This is a genomic window from Herbaspirillum sp. 1173 (genome assembly GCF_031455335.1).
Taxonomy (GTDB): Bacteria; Pseudomonadota; Gammaproteobacteria; order Burkholderiales; family Burkholderiaceae_D; genus Herbaspirillum; species Herbaspirillum huttiense.
The window spans coordinates 880,011-897,343 of the sequence record NZ_JAVDSP010000001.1; the positions used below are offsets into that span (position 1 = coordinate 880,011).

Below are 17,333 nucleotides of genomic sequence, written 5' to 3' on the forward strand. Positions count from 1 at the left end.
TTCAGCGCGCCTCCACCACCGGCCCCTCGCGGGCCGGTGTCTTTTGGGCGGCCAGGCGCTCGCGCTGCTGCAGGCGGGCACGGCGCTTGCGCACCCAGATGATCACCCCGGTGACCGACAGCATCGCCACCAGCACGCCCATCAAGGAAATCAGCACGCGTCCCGTCAGCCCGAGGATGCGGCCGGAATGCAGCGGGAATTGCGCCTGCAGGAAGATATCGCCTGCACTGCCGCGTCCCGGAATCTTGCCGCCTTCATAGGCGCCGCTCATGGCATCGAAATACAGCCAGGCATTGCCGAGGCCCACATCGCCATGGTCATTGCCAGGCTGGAAGAAGCCCACGCCATAGACCCCGAACATTCCCGAGTAGAAGACCCCGCCGACCGGCTCCGTCAGGCCCAGCTTCTCGCCTTGCGCGCGTCCCAGCGCCACCGCTTCCTCGCGTGAAATACGCGGTTCCGGCACCTTCTCGGGCGCAATCGGCGTACGCGTGTCGAAGGGGCCCGCAGTCAGGGTGGAAACGCTTTGCAGAATCGGACGCATGACCTGCCGCTCCAGATTCATCGACACCGACGTCACCGCCAACACCAGCAGCAAGCCCCAGATCCAGACCCCGCCCGAGCGATGCAGGTCGAAGTTGAGCTTGTGGCCGCCCTCGCGCCAGCGGAAGGCCAGCGACTTGCGCCAGCTGCGCCAGTTGGGGAAGGACAGATAGAGCGCAATGAAGCAATCCAGCGCCCACACGATCCCGATGATGCCCATCAGCCAGATGCCGGTCTCGATCCCGCCCATGTCCGGCAGGTGCATCGTGTAATGCAGTTTGTAGAGGAAAGGCAGCAGGTTTTCACGCGCCAGCGAAATCGCGCCCCACATGCGGCGGCCCTGTATTTCACCGGTCACCGGATCGACCGCGATCTGGTTGTAATCCAGGACCGGCAGCTTGCCGGTAGCCGGATCCAGGCGCGGTTCGACCATCATGCTGATGGTATGGCCGGGCTCGGCTTCGGTGAGCACATAGGTCACGCGCAGCTTGGGCTCGGCCGCTTCCACGCGCTGCGCCAGTTCCAGCCCGGGCATGGGCTGCCCGGCGTCCGGACGGTCGGCGCTGCGGGCATGGAACAGTTGCGGATTGAGCCAGGCATCCAGTTCGTGATCCCAGGAGATCAGCGCACCGGTCACGCCGGCGATGAACAGGAACACGGCCACGGCCAGGCCGAACCAGCGATGGAGGAGGACGAGAAGTGCGCGCATGGGCTGGATTACCTGGCTAATTGGCGGAGTGATTCAGGGACTGCCGGGAGGGCGACCATGACCAGATCAGAAATCGACCTTGGCCGACACGCTGAAGGTACGCGGGTCACCCGGCTTGATGTAGTTCTCGTACTGGTATTGCCAGTAACGCTTGTCCAGCAGGTTGTTCACCGAGGCCCGGAAAGTCGTGTCGTGCTGGCCAATGCGCGTGGTGTAGCTGGCACCGAGGTTGAACAGCGTATAGCTGGCCAGCTCGATGTCGTTGGCCGCGCGCGCCATGGTGCTGCCGGTGAACTTGGCATCGGCCGAGAGCTTCAGGCCAGCGACTTGCGGCACCAGATAGGCGACCGATGCGGTCGCCATGTTGCGCGGCGCACCGGCCACGCGATTGCCATTGTAGGTATTGCCCTTGTCGTACTTGGCATCCAGCAGCATGAGGCTGCCGGCCACTTGCCACTGCGCCGTCGGACGATAGGCTGCGCCCAGTTCCAGCCCCTGGTAGTTGGACTGGCCATCCTGCACCAGCGCCCCGTTGAGCGTGTATTCCGAGGCGCGTTCGATACGGAACAGCGCAGCGGTGGCACTCCAGTTCTGCTGATCGGTCTTGGCCCCGACCTCGTACTGCTTGCTCTTGAGCGGCTTCAGCTGGCTGCCGTAGTTGGTGTTGGTCACGCCCGGTACGCCGCCCTGCTCCAGCGATTCCACATAGCTGGTGTAGACGGTGGTATTGCGCTCAGGCTTGAACATCAAGGCTACCGTAGGCGTCAAGGCCGACTTGTCGTAGCGCGAACTGAGGGTCCCGCTGGTGCTGAAATTATCCTGGCGGAACTGGTTGTAGCGGCCACCGGCCAGCAGCGACCAGCGCTCCGAGAAGTTCAGCGTATCGCTGGCGAAGACCGCCTGCTGGGTGATGATGGCGTTGTGATAGGTCTGCAGCTCGGTGCTGCTGTAATACGCATTGGTGTTCTGCGTATAGAGATTGCCGGTACCGATCTGCTTGTACACCGAGCTGATCGAGTAATCATTGACCTGCTTCTGCCACGAGGCCCCCAGCACCAGCTGATGATCGATGCTGCCGGTGCGGGCATTGCCTTCCAGCATGGCCTGCCACTGGTCGAAGGTATGGCCTTCGCGGCTGTCCGAGCGCCAGTCGGTGTAGTTGCCGGCGGCATCCGAGAGCATCGCGATGTCCTCGTTGCGGAAGCGCTTGGAGGTGCTGTGGCTGTAGCTGAGGTTGGCCTTCCAGTCCGGGTTGATGCGATAGGTCAGCCCGGTCTGGTAGAGCTGGAAGTTGGTATCGAGATGCTGGCCCGGACCGACCAGGGTCTTGTCGGCCCCGCTGACCACCGACGGCAGGCGGCTGCCGGTCAGGCTGCTGGTGACGACCGACGGCGTCTGGTCGGTGGAATTGCTGTTCTGCCAGATGGCCTGGAAATCCCAGGTCAGGTCGCGCGTGAGGCGTCCGTCCAGCGCCAGCGAAGCGGAATTGCGGCGGATGTGGCCTTCATTGAAGGTCTCGCCCTGGTCATGCGTGACATTGAGGCGATAGCCGAACATGTTGTCGTTGCCGAAGCGCCCGCCGAGATCGACGTGCTCGCTCCAGATGCTGTTGCTGGTATAGCCCACCGAGACGCTGCGCACCGGGGTGTCGGTCGGCTTCTTGGTGACGTAGTTGAGCACCCCGCCCGGCGAGCCGAAGCCATACATGAAACCGGCCGAGCCCTTGAGCAGGTCGACGCGCTCGAAGTGATCGTAGGGCAGCGTGATGCCATAGCCGAGGAAGGGCTTGCCATCGATGCGGAAGGAATTCTGCCAGTCCGCCGGCAAGCCGCGAATGGTGATGTACGAAGCCCAGGCGCTGTAGCCACCGCTGTTGTCGCTGACCGAGGCCTCGTTGTAGAACAGATCGCCGAGCTTGTTGACCTGCTTGTCGGCCAGATCCGCAGCCGTGATGCTGGTGACGGAAAAGGGCGTATCCAGCAGCGAACGCGATCCGAGCGCACCGGCGCTGGACTGGCTTTGCAGGTGCTGCGTTCCCTCGCCTGCAGCAGGGGCCGAGACGGTCACGGTCGGCAATTGGCCGGCGCTACTGTCATTGGCGGCAGTGGCCGCGCTGTCGGTGGCGGACTGCGCCAGCACCAGCGCAGGAGCGCCGGCCAACGCCATGCTGATGAACACCGGACGGAGAGCACGGGACATGGCGCTGGGGCGGGCGCGCAGGGACGACTGGAGCAAGGGATTCCTCTTCATATTCATTTTATTTAATACGAACGATAATAGTTCTTATTTATTTTATGGAATATGACAGAAAAAGGAAACCTTCCTTACAAAGTTTCTGAAGTCCCTGCCCTGACTTCTCGAAATGATTCGACGCAGTGCTGCAAAAATTACTGATTGTGATTGATCTCTTGCCGCCTATGCGCCACAGGCTGAGCGATGGCTTTATCTTCCCTGCTTTTCCTCCTGTGAAAGAGACTGCATATGACCAGGGCCATCATCCGCCTCGACGATCCGACCTCGCATGGCGGCGTTGTCCAGCAAGGATTTGACAATGTGAAGCTGTACGGCAAGCCCATGGCCGGGGTGGGCCATCGCGGCTACTGTCCGAAATGCCGATGTGAATTCATCATCCTGCCAGGTGAAGAAAACTACGAATACCTGGGCCGACGGGTGGCCGTGGAAGGGATGAAAACTTCATGTGGTGCCCTGCTCATCGCGACCCAGCAGTTGGCCAGGATCGCGCCAACCAAAGACGACGAATGATCGCCACGAAAAAATGGCCCGCTCACCGGGATGAGCAGGCCATGTTCTGCGCGCGGCAGCAGGAAGGAACCCGCCCTGCCCCACGCGCTCTCGCCGGGCATCACGCTGCAGGCATCACGCGGTCGCGATCTTCTTGAGTATCTCCTGCAGCTGGTCGATATCGTAGGGCTTGGGCAGCGCATGCGAGGCGAAGCCGACATTGCGCGCCACCATCGCGCCATAACCGGAGGCGAAGATCACCGCCATGTCCGGGAAGCGCTCCAGCGCGCTCCTGGCCAGGTCCACGCCGGACATGCCGGGCAGATTGACGTCGGTGAAGAGCACATCGAAACTCTGCTCGCCCAGCGCCTGCTGCGCATCCTCCGCGCTGACCACGCCGCGTGCCTGGTGGCCCAGCGTTTCCAGCAATTCGCACACCAGTTGCTGGGAGTCGATGTTGTCTTCCACCACCAGCAGGCGCAGGCCGCTTGCTGACGCGGAGACGGATTCTGCCTCCGGCACCGTCACTACGCTGGCCCCGCTGCCTGCCTGGTCGAAATGCGCATCCTGACCGTCAGCCTGGCGATGGCTGCCGCCCACCGGAAGGACATGGAGCATGGCATTGGCGTCTGCACTGGCATTGGCCTGGTCGCGCTCGCGCGTCATCTGTGCCAGTTCGATGCGATGCGCCCGGCCCGACAGCATCTGCCGGATGCGCTGCGCCAGCTGGTTGATGCGATACGGTTTGGACAGCAGCTCCACGCCCGCATCCAGCCGCCCTTCATGGACGATGGCGTCGCGCGGATAGCCGGAGGTGAACAGGATCTCGATCTCCGGCAACAACTGCCGTGCCTGGCGCGCCAGTTCAGTCACCGGCACGCTGCCGGGCATGACCACATCGGTGAACATCAGGTCGACCGGAATGCCGCTCTGAAGGATGGCCAGCGCGCGTTCGCCATTGTCCGCCTTGAGCACGCGGTAGCCCAGCGAGGACAGGGTATCGATCACCGTCAGTTGCAGGTTGGGATCGTCTTCCACCACCAGGATGGTTTCGTCACCGCCGCGCACTTCCATGTCGCGGTTGTCGTCGATCACCACTTCCTGATCGATGCAGCGCGGGAAGTAGATGCGGATCGTGGTGCCCTTGCCCGCTTCGCTGTGCAGGCTGATGTGGCCCTTGCTCTGCTTGACGAAACCGTAGGCCATGGACAGACCCAGACCCGTGCCCTCACCTTCGCGCTTGGTCGTGAAGAAGGGCTCGAAGGCACGCTCGCGCACCTCGGGCGACATGCCGGCCCCGTTGTCGGAGATCTGCAGTTCCACGTAATCGCCCGGCGGCAGGTCGGCCTGCGAGAGGAAGGCCGGATCGCTCAGTTGCACGTTGTCGATCTGCAGCGTGAGCCGTCCGCCATTGGGCATCGCATCGCGCGAATTGATGGCGGTGTTGATGATGAGGTTCTCGACCTGATTGGGGTCGAGCATGGTATTCCAGAGATCATGCGTGATGACGGTGGAGATTTCGATGTTCTCGCCCACGGCCCGGCGCAGCAGGTCATCCATGTTCAGCACCACGCGTTCCAGATTGATGCTGCGCGGCTGCAGCGGCTGGCGGCGGGCAAAGGCCAGCAACTGCGAGGACAGCTTGGCACCGCGATCGACCGCGCCAATGGCGATGCGCACGCGCTGGCGGCTGCGGTCATCCAGGCGCGGATCGGTCTGCAGCAACTGCAGGTTGCCGCCGATGATCTGCAGCACGTTGTTGAAGTCGTGCGCCACGCCACCGGTCAGTTGGCCCACGGCTTCCATCTTCTGCATCTGGCGCAGCGCCGCCTCGGCGCGGCTGCGTTCAAGGATCTCCTCGACCACGCGCTGCTCCAGCGTGTCATTGAGTTCGCGCAGGGCGTCTTCGGCGCGACGCCGTTCGGTGATGTCGGTAGAGACCGCGATCATGGCCTGTGGCCTGCCCTCGCCGTCGACGATGCGGCTGATGTCGCTGGAGACCCAGAACGCGCTGCCATCAGGACGCAGGTAGCGCTTTTCCAGCGTGAAGGAACTGCCGTCGGCAATGCAACGCTTGAACAGCGTCATGTTCATCGGCACGTCATCAGGATGGGTGACGTCGGCCAGGGTCATCTGCAGCATCTCGGCCTCGGTGCGGCCCAGCATGCGGCACAGCGCCTGGTTCACGCGCAGGTAGCGGCCCTCCAGGTCCAGTTCGGAGAAGCACACCGAGGCCTGGTTGAAGATGGCGGTCAGGCGATTCTCGCTCCACGACAGCGCCTGCATGCCGCGCCGCCGTTCGGTCAGATCGATGAAGGTGCACAACGCACCTTGCAGCTCACCATCCTGCCAGACCGGATGGGCCTGGTATTGCACCGGGAAACTGCTGCCATCAACGCGCAGGAAATCTTCGCTCTCCACGTGCGTGGTCACGCCGTCACGGGCGGCCTTGAGCACGGCACATTCGCCGCGCACGCCGCTGCCATCGTCGGCTGAGGTCAGGATCACCTCGTGGATCGAGCGGCCCAGCACATCCTTCTCGCCGGCATAGCCGAGCAATTTCAGGAAGGCCGCATTGCACAGCGTGACGATGCCCTCGCGGTCGATCGAGAAGAAGCCCTGGTCGGTGGAATCCAGCAGTTGGCGCACGAAGGCATTGTTGGCCCGCACGCTGGCTTCGGAAGCGGCCAGTGCCTGCTCCATCAGCTTGCGCGAGGTGACGTCGAACACCACCCCTACATAACGCGAACCGGCACGCGGATCGTCTTGCACCACCTCGCCTTTGCGCGCCAGCCAGCGCTGTTCGCCGTCGGGGCGGGTGATGTGGTATTCGGTATATTCCAGCGGATTGCGCGGACCGCCTTCCTTGATGCGCGAGGTGCCCAGGTTCGGGTGGAATTCTTCATCGATCATGTCCACCAGTTGCTGCGAGGTGACCTCGCCTTCGGCTGGCAGACCCCACAAGCGGCGGAATCGATCCGAGACCGCCAGCTTGCCGGAGACCGGGAACCATTCAAAGATGCCGATCCCGCCCGCGCGGTCGACGATGCGCAGGCGCTCTTCGGCCACGAAGCGTTCGGTGACGTCATTGCCCTCGATGAAGATCCCGGCCACCTGGCCATCGGCGCCCTTGATGGGCTGGAACACGAAATCCAGCACGGCCCCCTCGAAACCGGTCTCATGCGCGCGCCGCAGGAACAGGCGCGCACCGCGTTCGGTATAGGTCTGCCCGGTCTGGTAGACGCGGTCCAGCAATTCGTAGAGATTTTCGTCCAGCAGCTCGGGCAGCGCTTCCCGCGCCGGCAGGCCCAACACCGGCCGGTCACCGAAGAGCTTGAAGTAGGCCCCATTGACGCGTTCGAATACGTGCTGCGGACCGCGCACCACGGCCTTGAAACTGGGCGACTGCTCCATCAGGTCGCGCAGCATGTCGGTGTGCGCCAGCGCGGCATCCAGACCGGTAGAGCGCACCAGCGTGCAGAGCACGCCGGCCACTTGCGCGGGCTGATCATCGGCCGCGTCTTCCCACACCGGCACGCAAGTCAGGTCCCATTGATCGGGTGTGCCCGCTGCTGCCGCGGTATCGGCAAACAGCGATACCCGGCCCAGTTGCTGTTGCTGGCCCTTGAAGGCCGCACCGATCGCCGCTTCGCAGAGGCGCGCGGCACCCCGCCACAGCGCGGACTCGCTCATGCGCGCACCGAAGGCCGCCGGATGGGCCGTACCGATACAGGCCGCGAAGGCATCGTTGTAAAGCATCTGGCGTGCTGTGCCCCAGACCAGCAGACTCGGCAGGGGTGAATGCAGTGCGATGTTGAGAGAGGTGCGCAGGGTCGGCGACCATTGCGCCGGCGCACCCAGGGGACTTGTGGTCCAGTCGGTTGCCGTGACGATCTGCGCGGCCAGGCCTGTGCCGCGCAACCAAGAAATGTCTGCCATGTCGTGAAACTTACCTTTAAGCCTAGCTTTGAGCACCGAGGTCGGTCTCGCGAGAGACGAGGCTTGCGCCGTCATGCTCCCGCGGGTCCCTTCATTGTTGTTCGCATCCGCTTGGAGCAGGCCCGTGAAGACGGGCGCAAGCACCCGGCGCGCCTGCTGCGTGCCGCCGATGATTATACGGGAAGCCGGCGCCGCTTCCGGGGCCGCTCTCAGCCCACGGAAAAACATCCACCGGCCGCAACACCGCATGGGACAGGCATCTGCGCAGTCTTCCTGTTTTCCTACATGAAATTGCGCCGAGCACCTACGCGCGCCCTTCCCGCAGGACGGCGCGCGAAGGGAATATTCAACTGATGCAATTGGCGCAATCTGCGCAATTGGCGCAAGGCGCGCTCAGCTGTCCGGCTGGCTTTTCTTTTTCAGCGCCCGCTCCTCACGCAGCAGGCGGTTGAGTTCGGCCAGTTCCTGTACCGCTTCCTGGGTCAGGATCACGGGCTCGTTGGGCCGGTAGGCACGGCCGCCGAGACGGCCGTTCATGCCGATGTAAGCCCGCGCACAGCGCCGCCGGTAGGCGAGGATATCTTCCTCGCCGTGCAGTGGCTGTCCGGCGGTGTCCTGCGCCGGTTCGGGGTAAGCCGGCATCGCCAGTGGTTCGGGCTCGGCATCCGCCGCGGCGTGGCCCTGCGAGGCGATATGGTTGCGGTAGGCCGTCCAGTCGCCTTGGGCAATGGCGATCAGCGGATCATAAGGATGGGTGGAATCAGACTTGTCCATGAGGCTACCCTGCTCAAAGATCCGGCGCTGACCACTTGCGCCGGGCTGGTTGCAACGTCAGCTTGTCCTGTGCGGCATCGCGAAGGACCTGCGCATGCAGGCGCTCGCGCTGCCACTGATCGACCAATCGTGTCGTCTGGCCGACACTGCGATCGATTTTTTCCCTGTGTTTCATCGACAGCATGGGGTGTTCGCTCCCTGATGGTTCACCGGCTGCCCTGCTGCCTCCCGCTTCCGATGACAATTCATTTTAGCCGCGTCCGCCCAAACTGGAAGAGGCTGATGCAGCCGTTGTCCGAGAATTGTCACTGCAAAAGTGGTCACAGCGCAGGACCGGAATTTTTCTTTTCCCATGTGGCATCAATCGGATCCGCTCATCCTGCAGGAAGACCGACCGTGCCGCGTTGTTTCTGCGAGTTTTGAGGATCTTAGAACCTCGCACGGATGAGTCCTATCGGACTGCGCCCGATTGATTTGTAGGACAAAGTGGAAGAACCCCCTTGACGGCGATACTGCCCGGATCGTCACTTGTCGCGCGGTGGAATTAAATGTTGTTCAGCCTGCACGCAACTTTGCGATGACGCCTATAATTGGCATTTCCCGAAGCCAAGAATGCGCATCATTTGCCATCGCAGCCACTGGTCATGAGCCAGCATCTGCCGGACGTGAGACCGGGGTCTCCCGGATGCCCTTGCTTTCGCCCCCCACCTTGCCGGCGCGCGCGCATCAGCGCATCGGCAGTTCGACGTCCTGCAGTGCAGGCATCGAGAAAGTAGTGAATGAGCAATCCGTATCACGCAAGCCGCCGGCGACCGGTCGACCTGAGCAATTGTGATCAGGAGCCGATCCACATCCCCGGATCCATCCAGAATCATGGTGCCCTCCTGTGCTTCACGCCCGAGGGCAAGCTTGCCACGCGCAGCGCCAATGCCGCTGCCTTGCTGGGCGACTTGCCGGAGGTGGGACAGCCTCTGGAGGAGGCCCATCTCAACGCTGCGGCCCGCGCCGTGATCCAGGCGGCACTGGAAGACCGCTATGGCTACGTCGACTCGCGCATGATCACGCTGGCCTCCGGTGCCTTCGACCTGGTCACGCACAAATCCGAAGGCGTGCTCATCGCCGAATTTGAACAGCGTCCCGCCGATGCCCTGTCGCTGGAGTCGTTCGCCCTGGCCGCGCATCAGGCCATCCAGCGCATCCAGCGCCAGCCCGGCGTGGAAGACCTGCTGACGCTGGCGGTCGACGAGATCGCCCGCATCACCGGCTTCGACCGCGTGATGGCCTATCGCTTCCTGCATGACGACAGCGGCGAAGTGATCGCCGAGCACAAGCGCGAGGACCTCGAACCTTTCCTCGGCCAGCGTTATCCGGCCAGCGATATCCCGGCGCAGGCACGCCGCCTGTACGTCATCAATCCGATCCGCCTGATCGCCGATGTGACAGCCTCCACCGTGGCGCTGGAACCGGATCACAATCCGCTCACCGGCCGTCCGCTGGACCTCAGCCACAGCATGCTGCGCAGCGTCTCGCCGGTGCACATCGAATACCTCAGCAACATGGGCGTGGGTGCCTCCATGAGCCTGTCGATCGTGATCGGCGAACGCCTGTGGGGCCTGATCGCCTGCCATCACATGAGCGCGCACCTGGTGCCGCATGCGGTGCGCATGTCATGCCAGCTGCTCTCGCAATTCGTGAGTGCCCTGGTGGAACGCAATCTCAACGGCGAGCGCGCCCGTGCGCTGGAGTACAGCGCCGACCTGCGCCGCAAGATCGTGGCCCAGGTCACCGACCGGGAAGACATCGTGCTGGCCCTGGCGGCTGACCATGAGGGCTTCCTGCGTCTGATGAATGCGCACGGTGGCGCCATCTCCATGGAGCGCAAGACCCAAGTCTTCGGCAAGGCTCCCTCGCGCGAAGGCGTCAACGCGCTCATCAACTGGCTCAACGAAAACGAGCCGGGCGACTTCTTCTCCACCAGTGCGCTGGGGGCCGATGTGCCGGCACTCAAGGCGGCGCTGGGCGATATCTGCGGCGTGCTGGCCGTGCGTTTCTATCGCGAACAGGATGGCTACGCCTTCTGGTTCCGCACCGAGCAGGTGGAAGACGTCCGCTGGGGCGGCAACCCGGAAAAGAAATACAGCATCGGCCCGCTCGGTCCGCGCCTGACCCCGCGCGGCTCCTTCGCGGTCTGGAAGGAAACGGTACGCGGCAAGAGCCTGCCGTGGGCCAAGACCGAAACCGAAATCGCCAACCAGTTGCGAATGGACTTCCAGGAAGTGGCGCTGTCCAATGAGAACATGGTCAAGCGCGCCCGCGAAACCCTGCTGGCGACGCTGGGCCATGACCTGCGCGATCCGCTGCAGGCCATCATGATGGCCGCGCGCATGATCGAGGTGCGCGAGCATTCGCCATCCAGCTCCAACCTGAGCAAGCGCATCTCGTCCTCGTCAAGCCGCATGCATCGCCTGATCTCCCAGGTGCTCGACATCAGCCGCCTGCAAAGCGGCATGGGGCTGGACATCCAGCGCCGTCCGGTGGATGTGCGCAAGATGGTCACCGAGATCGTCAACGAAGCGCGCATGGCCTACCCCGATAACGAGATCATCCTCGAAGCGGAAGACTGCGGCGAAATCGAACTCGATGGCGACCGCATCAGCCAGGTGGTCTCCAACCTGCTGTCAAACACCCGCCATCATGGCGAGATCGGTACGCCCTCGACCCTGATCGTGTTCCGCCGCGACGACGTACTGACGCTCTCGGTCTCCAATCACGGTCCGGCCATCCCGATGGCGGTGCGCGAGCACATGTTCAAGCCCTACAAGAAGGAATCCATGGGCAATCAGCGCAATGCGCGCGGACTGGGACTGGGCCTGTACATCGTCAGCGAGATCGCCAACGGCCACGGCGGCAAGATCGACCTCAACTGCGATCACCACATCATCACCTTCACCGTCACCTTGCCCATCCTGCCGGCCTGAACCGGCTGGATGGCGCATCAAGGCCAGTCCCGCTCCTGCTCCGGCAGTGCGCCGGAGAGGATGCGGTGCCGGGCAAGCAGGTCTTCCACCCACTGCGACTGCGCCCGCGCATGGCGCTCGATCACCTGCAAGCCCTTGTGCAGGTTGGCGGCATCCGTCCCGCCTTGCAGCAGGTAATCGGTCCAGCCGAGGATGGCATTGAGCGGCGGGCGCAGTTCCTGTGACAGCGTCCGCAGGAAGGCATCGCGTGCGCTGCGCAGGCGCTCGATCTCGGCCTGCGCCGCCTGCACCTCAGCCAGCAGCGCGTCGCGCTCGGCCTGCAGCTGGCGCACCTGCTCATCAATCTGCCCGGCATCACCGGCCTGCCGCTGCTGCGCCAGCACGCGCTGCACGCATTGCGGCAAGTGGTCGAGGTAATCGCTGGTCTTGGGCAGTACATCGGCTACGCCAGCCCGCAAGGCTTCGATGATGCGCATTTCATCCGACATGCCCGAGACCATGATGGCCGGGATCTCCATGCCCGCAGCCCGCAGGCTGCGGAAGAAATCCAGGCCACTGTCCAGCGCCTGCAGGTTGTAGTCCACGATCAGCAGGTCGGGCCGATCCTGTTGCACCGCCGCCTGGGCGGACTCGGCATCGGCCACGGCGGTGACACGGTATCCCTGCTTCCTGAGCACACGGCCGGCCAGCGCCAGCAGGCCTTCGTCATCCTCCAGCACCAGCACATGGACGGTCGCACCGCTCATCGGGAATCGCTCTCCCGCACCGGCGCGCCCGGCGGCGGCAGCTTGACCACCTGCAGGAAGAAGCCCAGCCGGCGCACCGCTTCGATGAAGTCGTCGTATTCCACCGGCTTGGTGATGTAGACATTGCAGCCTACTTCATAGCAATGGGCGATCTCGCGCGGGTCGTCGGTCGTGGTCAGCATGATCACCGGAATGGCTGCCGTGGCCGCGTCCTGCTTCATTCGCCGCAGCACCTCTACGCCATTCACGCGTGGCATGTTAACGTCCAGCAGCACCACCACCTGCTGCAGGTCGGTCCGCCCCAGCTCGCCCCCGAAAAAATGATCCAGCGCTTCCTGTCCGTCGCGCAGGCGCTGGAAGCCGTTGACCAGCCCGGCGCGCCGCAGGTTCTTCTCGACCAGCACGGCATGGCCGTCGTCGTCTTCGACCAGGATGATGTTGACGCTCTGCTCTGTGGCCATCTCGTTCCCCCTTGTCCGTTGTTGATCCCTGTTTTGTCCGATACGGTTCGAATGCGTTCAGAACACCGGCGGGCGGGCCGGCAGGGCGACGTAGAAACAGCTGCCCTGCCCTTCGACCGATTCCACCCAGATGCGGCCGCCGTGCCGCTCCACCACCCGCTTGACCAGTGCCAGCCCGATGCCTTCGCCCTTGGCGGCGTTGCCATGCAGGCGCTGGAAGGCAATGAACATCTTGTCCATGTAGGCGGCGGGAATACCGAGCCCGTTGTCGCGCACGAAATAGGTCACCAGACTGGGAGCCGCCACCACGCTATCGGCCTGCGGCACATGACCGATGGTGATGTGGCCCGGACGGCCCGGATCAAGATAATTGACGGCATTGCCAACCAGGTTGCCTAGCACCTGCTCCACCGAGGTCGGATCGCCATAGGCCGGCGGCAGATCCGCTTCGATCTCGACCCGGGCGGACTTGACACGGATGCTGCCGCTCATGGCGGCGACGATGCGGGTGACGATGGCATGCATGTCCAGCATCACCGGCTGATATTCAACACGGCCGGCACGGGACAGTCGCAACATGGCGTCAATAATCCCGGCCGAGCGTGTCACGGCATTCTGGATGAAGCGCAGCGATGTATGGATGTCCTCTTCGACAAGCGTGCGCAGGCGTTGCCGGTCCGGTTCGGGCAGCGCCAGGCGATCCACCTCGTCCAGCAGATCTCGGGTGGCATGGGTGATTTCCTTGCTGAAGCCCTGCAGGTTCACCAGCGGCGAACGCAGGTCATGCGAGACGCTGTAGATGAACATCTCATTGTCCTGGGTCTGCTGGCGCAGGTCGGTGTTGACGTCGGCCAGTTCGCGCGCGCGCTGCTCCAGTTCCTCGCGGTAACCCTGGCCCTGGCGCGCGGCTTCGGCGAGACGCTCGCTGCTGCGATGCAGGGCATCGTCGAGCAGCGAGATCTCATCATGGCCACCCAGGCGCGCCGCCAGCGGCTGGCCATCGGCCAGGCGGCGGGCATTGCCGGTGAGCACGCCGATGCGGGTGCTGATATTGCGCGTAAAAGCCAGCGAGGCCAGTGCGGCCGTCACGATGGAAACCAGCACCGCCAAGATCAGCAGCCAGGTCTGCGAGCGGCGTGCCGCCTGCAGGCGCTCGCTGCGTTCGGCACCCAGACGCCGCTCTTCGGCCACGAAGTTGTCGAGCAGATTGAGGAAGGTGGAAAGCCGGTGTGCGCCCTGTTCGTCGCGCAACTGGCGGATCAGGTCATCGCGCTGGCCGCGCATGAGGCGCTCGCGTGCACTGTCATCCCAACTGCGGTAGCTGGCAATGGATTCATGCACCTTTCGTACGGCCGCGCTTTGCGACGCGTTGTCGGCAACCAGCCGCGCAAGCTCGCCGGTCTTGACCTCGATGTCGGCCCACAGGTCGCCCCGGCTCAGGGTGTCTGGCAGGTCCAACAGAACCGCATTGCGCACGCGCGCTGCCTCCAGCAGCATCGGCTCACGCAGTTCGGCGGCCTTGTTCATCACCTGCAGGGAATGCGAGGCCCAGCCCTCGGCATCCTCGGCATCGGCCTGGACCTTGAACAGCGCTCCCAGCAGCAGCACTTCAAACAGGCTTGGGATGGCAACGATCAGCAAGCCCTTGGTCAGCAGTCTCATGTGCATTCGCCCGCTTCACGATCATTCTTACGGTGCAAAGCCACCGGTCCAGCGCTGCCGCCACTCGCTGCCCGGCGAATGCCAAGCTGCATCGGACGGCATCGGGCTTGACCTGCAGTGCGCCCCCTTCTGCATTTCCTTGTTGTTCTGTCCTGCGCACGTCCCGGTTTGCTTGCGGACCATGGGTCACGTTGATCCGGCCCCGCAGGCGTGCGTTTCTGGTAATCAATTGTTACGCACGATTATAAACTCACAATATGCCCGCACGTGTGCGCGATGGCAAGCGTCAATGCAAAAGCCCGGCAGGACACTGCCGGGCCAGGGGGAAGCGAGGCTATTCGGAACCTCAGCCGTGGAGCCCTGCGCCCCTACGCATTCACGGGCTGCGGCGGGGAGAGCGGATCAAAGTCGATCCAGTCGCCCGCGCGGATGTTGCCCTCGGCGCGTTCCAGATCGCTGCCGTCCACGCCTTGCAGCAGGCGGATGACCTGCAGGCTTTGGGGCTCGTCCTCCACGTCGACTGCCACCAGCATCCCAGCCAGACGCCGTGGCGGTGTGACCTCATCGGTCGCGGCCAGGCTGCCGACCAATCCACCGAGATGGCCGCCGACCAGGCCACCCAAGGCGGGGCCAAGCGGGCCAGTCACTGGGGCGGTGGCCAGACCGGCAGCCGCTCCCGCGCCGGCACCCGCTGCAACACCGACGGCGGCGCCGCGGTCGGTATCTTCGGCACCGGGTGATTTGTCGCGATCGCCGCCGACTGCAAAGCGGTCATGCTGGCCCGCCGGGTTGACGAAGAAACTGCTGATCCGCTCGCGCGCAAAGCCGGCGTCTTCCAGCACCGAGACCGCGTGCGCGGCGTCTTCCTGCAAATCGAAACGGGCGGCGATGATGGTGCTCATGGTTTCTCCTGCGCAAGGACGGGCAGCGCGGCTCAATCGTTCTGATCGGACCAGGCGCTGCGATAACGGCGAATCAGGGCGTTGGTGGAACTGTCATGGTGCAGCGGTTCGGTCGGGTCGAGCAGCTGCCGCGCGGTGCGCTTGGCCAGCTGCTTGCCCAGCTCGACGCCCCACTGATCGAAGGAATCGATGTTCCAGATCACGCCCTGAGTGAAGACGCTGTGCTCATACAAGGCCACCAGCGTGCCCAAGCTGTGGGGCGTGAGCCGCTCGACCAGCATGCTGTTGCTGGGACGGTTGCCAGGGAAGACGCGATGCGGCGTCAAGGATTCCGGCGTGCCCTCTTCCCGCACCCGCTGCGCATTCTTGCCGAAGGCCAGCGCCTCGGCCTGGGCAAACATGTTGGCCATCAGCAGCGCATGGTGGTCGCCAAGTGCTTCCACCGGCTGGCAGAAGCCGATGAAATCACAGGGAATCATCTGCGTGCCCTGGTGCAGCAACTGGTAGAAGGAATGCTGGCCGTTGATGCCATTGTCACCCCAGTAAACCGGCGAAGTCTGGTAGTCCACGGCATCGCCCTGCAGGTTCACCTGCTTGCCGTTGCTCTCCATGGTCAGCTGCTGCAGGTAGGCTGGCAGGCGCTTCAGGTACTGGCTGTAAGGCAGCACCGCCTGACTCGTGGCACCGAAGAAATTGGTGTACCAGACGGTGAGCATGCCGAGGATGGCCGGCACGTTGGCTTCCAGCGGGGCGGTACGGAAATGTTCATCCATGGCATGGAAGCCGGCCAGCATCTCGCGGAAATGTTCAGGCCCGATGGCGATCATGGTGGACAGGCCGATGGCACTGGTCATCGAATAGCGGCCGCCGACCCAATCCCAGAAACCGAACATGTTCTGCGGATCGATACCGAAGCGGCTGGCCTCCTCGATGTTGGTCGTCACCCCGACGAAATGACGGGCCACCGCCGCTTCCTCGCCCAACTGCCGCACCAGCCAGTCGCGCGCCGCGCGCGCATTGGTGGTGGTTTCGAGCGTGGTGAAGGTTTTGGAACAAACGATGAAGAGCGTCTCCTCGGCGGGCAGGTGGCGCACGGTTTCCAGCAGCGCGGCACCATCCACGTCCGAGAGGAAGTGAAGAGACAGGTCCGGTTGCGCATAGGGACGCAATGCCTCGTACGCCATCATCGGGCCGAGGTCGGAGCCGCCGATGCCGATGTTGACGACGTGGCGAATGCGACGGCCGGTGTGGCCTGTCCATGCGCCGCTGCGGACCTGTTCGGCGAAGGCCTCCATGCGGGAGAGCACCTCTTGCACCGATGCGATCACGTCCTCGCCTTCGACCACCAGGCGTGCGCCGGCAGGCATGCGCAGGGCCGTGTGCAAGACCGAGCGCTGCTCGGTGGCATTGATGCGGTCACCGCGGAACATGGCCTCGATGCGATCCTGCAGGTCGCACTGGCGCGCCAGGTTCATCAGGAGGGTCATGGTCTCGGTGGTGACCAGGTTTTTGGAATAGTCGAGATAGATGCCGGCGGCTTCGGTCACCAGTTTTTCACCGCGTTTGTCATCGGCAGAGAAGAGACGCTCCAGCCGGAAATGGCGGGCGCTGTATTGATGGTGTTCCTGCAGGGCGATCCAGGCGCTCTTCTCGGTCAGCGACTGGCGCTGGCCATAGGTGAACAGCGGCAGCTGCAGATCGGCGGCGGGCAACTTGGTCATGCGCAAACTCCTTGTACAACATGGCGGGGCCGGCGGAGATGCCGGTATCGCGTCATGGTAGTGGCCGGAGACGAATGCACGACATCGGACGGCGGAACATTTCCATGTAGGAAAAGAGGAAGTCATGCGTGACGACGCACACAAGCACAGCGCCAT

12 protein-coding genes are annotated in these 17,333 nt (G+C 63.6%); 2 read left to right on the plus strand and 10 right to left on the minus strand.

Annotation, left to right across the window (positions count from 1 at the left end; genetic code table 11):
• Position 1: 1 nt before the first annotated feature.
• Both J2X56_RS04025 and J2X56_RS04030 read right to left on the minus strand, forming a co-directional pair.
• On the minus strand, positions 2–1,252 hold the full coding sequence (locus tag J2X56_RS04025) for a PepSY domain-containing protein (RefSeq protein ID WP_134136444.1): 1,251 nt from the start codon (positions 1,250–1,252) through the stop codon (positions 2–4).
• Positions 1,253–1,318: 66 nt separating this feature from the next.
• The gene (locus J2X56_RS04030; protein ID WP_310158385.1) at positions 1,319–3,451 is read right to left on the minus strand and encodes a TonB-dependent receptor; all 2,133 of its coding nucleotides are present in this window, start codon (positions 3,449–3,451) and stop codon (positions 1,319–1,321) included.
• 282 nt (positions 3,452–3,733) lie between these two features.
• Here J2X56_RS04030 and J2X56_RS04035 point away from each other — a divergent pair, with 282 nt between their 5' ends.
• The gene (locus J2X56_RS04035) at positions 3,734–4,015 is read left to right on the plus strand and encodes a PAAR domain-containing protein (RefSeq protein ID WP_134136447.1); all 282 of its coding nucleotides are present in this window, start codon (positions 3,734–3,736) and stop codon (positions 4,013–4,015) included.
• 114 nt (positions 4,016–4,129) lie between these two features.
• Here J2X56_RS04035 and J2X56_RS04040 read toward each other — a convergent pair whose 3' ends face one another.
• From J2X56_RS04040 to J2X56_RS04050, 3 genes are all read right to left on the minus strand, one after another.
• A complete protein-coding gene (locus J2X56_RS04040) occupies positions 4,130–7,933 on the minus strand; it encodes a PAS domain S-box protein (protein ID WP_310158388.1) in 3,804 nt (1,267 codons plus the stop codon).
• 393 nt (positions 7,934–8,326) lie between these two features.
• Positions 8,327–8,707 carry a hypothetical protein gene (locus tag J2X56_RS04045; RefSeq protein WP_039787088.1) on the minus strand — a complete coding sequence of 127 codons (381 nt, stop codon included), beginning with the start codon at positions 8,705–8,707 and terminating at the stop codon, positions 8,327–8,329.
• Between the two features lie 13 nt (positions 8,708–8,720).
• Positions 8,721–8,891: a hypothetical protein gene (locus tag J2X56_RS04050; protein WP_157845750.1), complete on the minus strand. Its 171-nt coding sequence runs from the start codon at positions 8,889–8,891 to the stop codon at positions 8,721–8,723.
• Positions 8,892–9,486: 595 nt separating this feature from the next.
• On the opposite strand from J2X56_RS04050, the gene J2X56_RS04055 reads away from it, so the two are divergent.
• Positions 9,487–11,685 (plus strand): ATP-binding protein, encoded by a 2,199-nt coding sequence (locus tag J2X56_RS04055; RefSeq protein ID WP_310158389.1) that lies wholly within the window; start codon positions 9,487–9,489, stop codon positions 11,683–11,685.
• Between the two features lie 17 nt (positions 11,686–11,702).
• Here the strand turns inward: J2X56_RS04055 and J2X56_RS04060 are convergent, their stop codons facing one another.
• The 5 genes from J2X56_RS04060 to pgi all read right to left on the minus strand — a co-directional run bounded on the left by J2X56_RS04060 (position 11,703) and on the right by pgi (position 17,177).
• Positions 11,703–12,431 carry a response regulator gene (locus J2X56_RS04060; protein ID WP_134136448.1) on the minus strand — a complete coding sequence of 243 codons (729 nt, stop codon included), beginning with the start codon at positions 12,429–12,431 and terminating at the stop codon, positions 11,703–11,705.
• Positions 12,428–12,892, minus strand: coding sequence for a response regulator (locus J2X56_RS04065; protein WP_034330180.1), 465 nt, complete (start codon positions 12,890–12,892; stop codon positions 12,428–12,430). Before J2X56_RS04065 ends, J2X56_RS04060 begins: the two co-directional genes overlap by 4 nt.
• Positions 12,893–12,949: 57 nt before the next feature.
• Positions 12,950–14,554 (minus strand): ATP-binding protein, encoded by a 1,605-nt coding sequence (locus tag J2X56_RS04070; protein ID WP_310158391.1) that lies wholly within the window; start codon positions 14,552–14,554, stop codon positions 12,950–12,952.
• A 368-nt stretch (positions 14,555–14,922) separates the two neighbouring features.
• Positions 14,923–15,456, minus strand: coding sequence for a hypothetical protein (locus tag J2X56_RS04075; RefSeq protein WP_310158393.1), 534 nt, complete (start codon positions 15,454–15,456; stop codon positions 14,923–14,925).
• A gap of 32 nt (positions 15,457–15,488) precedes the next feature.
• Positions 15,489–17,177 carry a glucose-6-phosphate isomerase gene (pgi, locus tag J2X56_RS04080; protein ID WP_310158395.1) on the minus strand — a complete coding sequence of 563 codons (1,689 nt, stop codon included), beginning with the start codon at positions 17,175–17,177 and terminating at the stop codon, positions 15,489–15,491.
• Between the last annotated feature and the right edge of the window lie 156 nt (positions 17,178–17,333).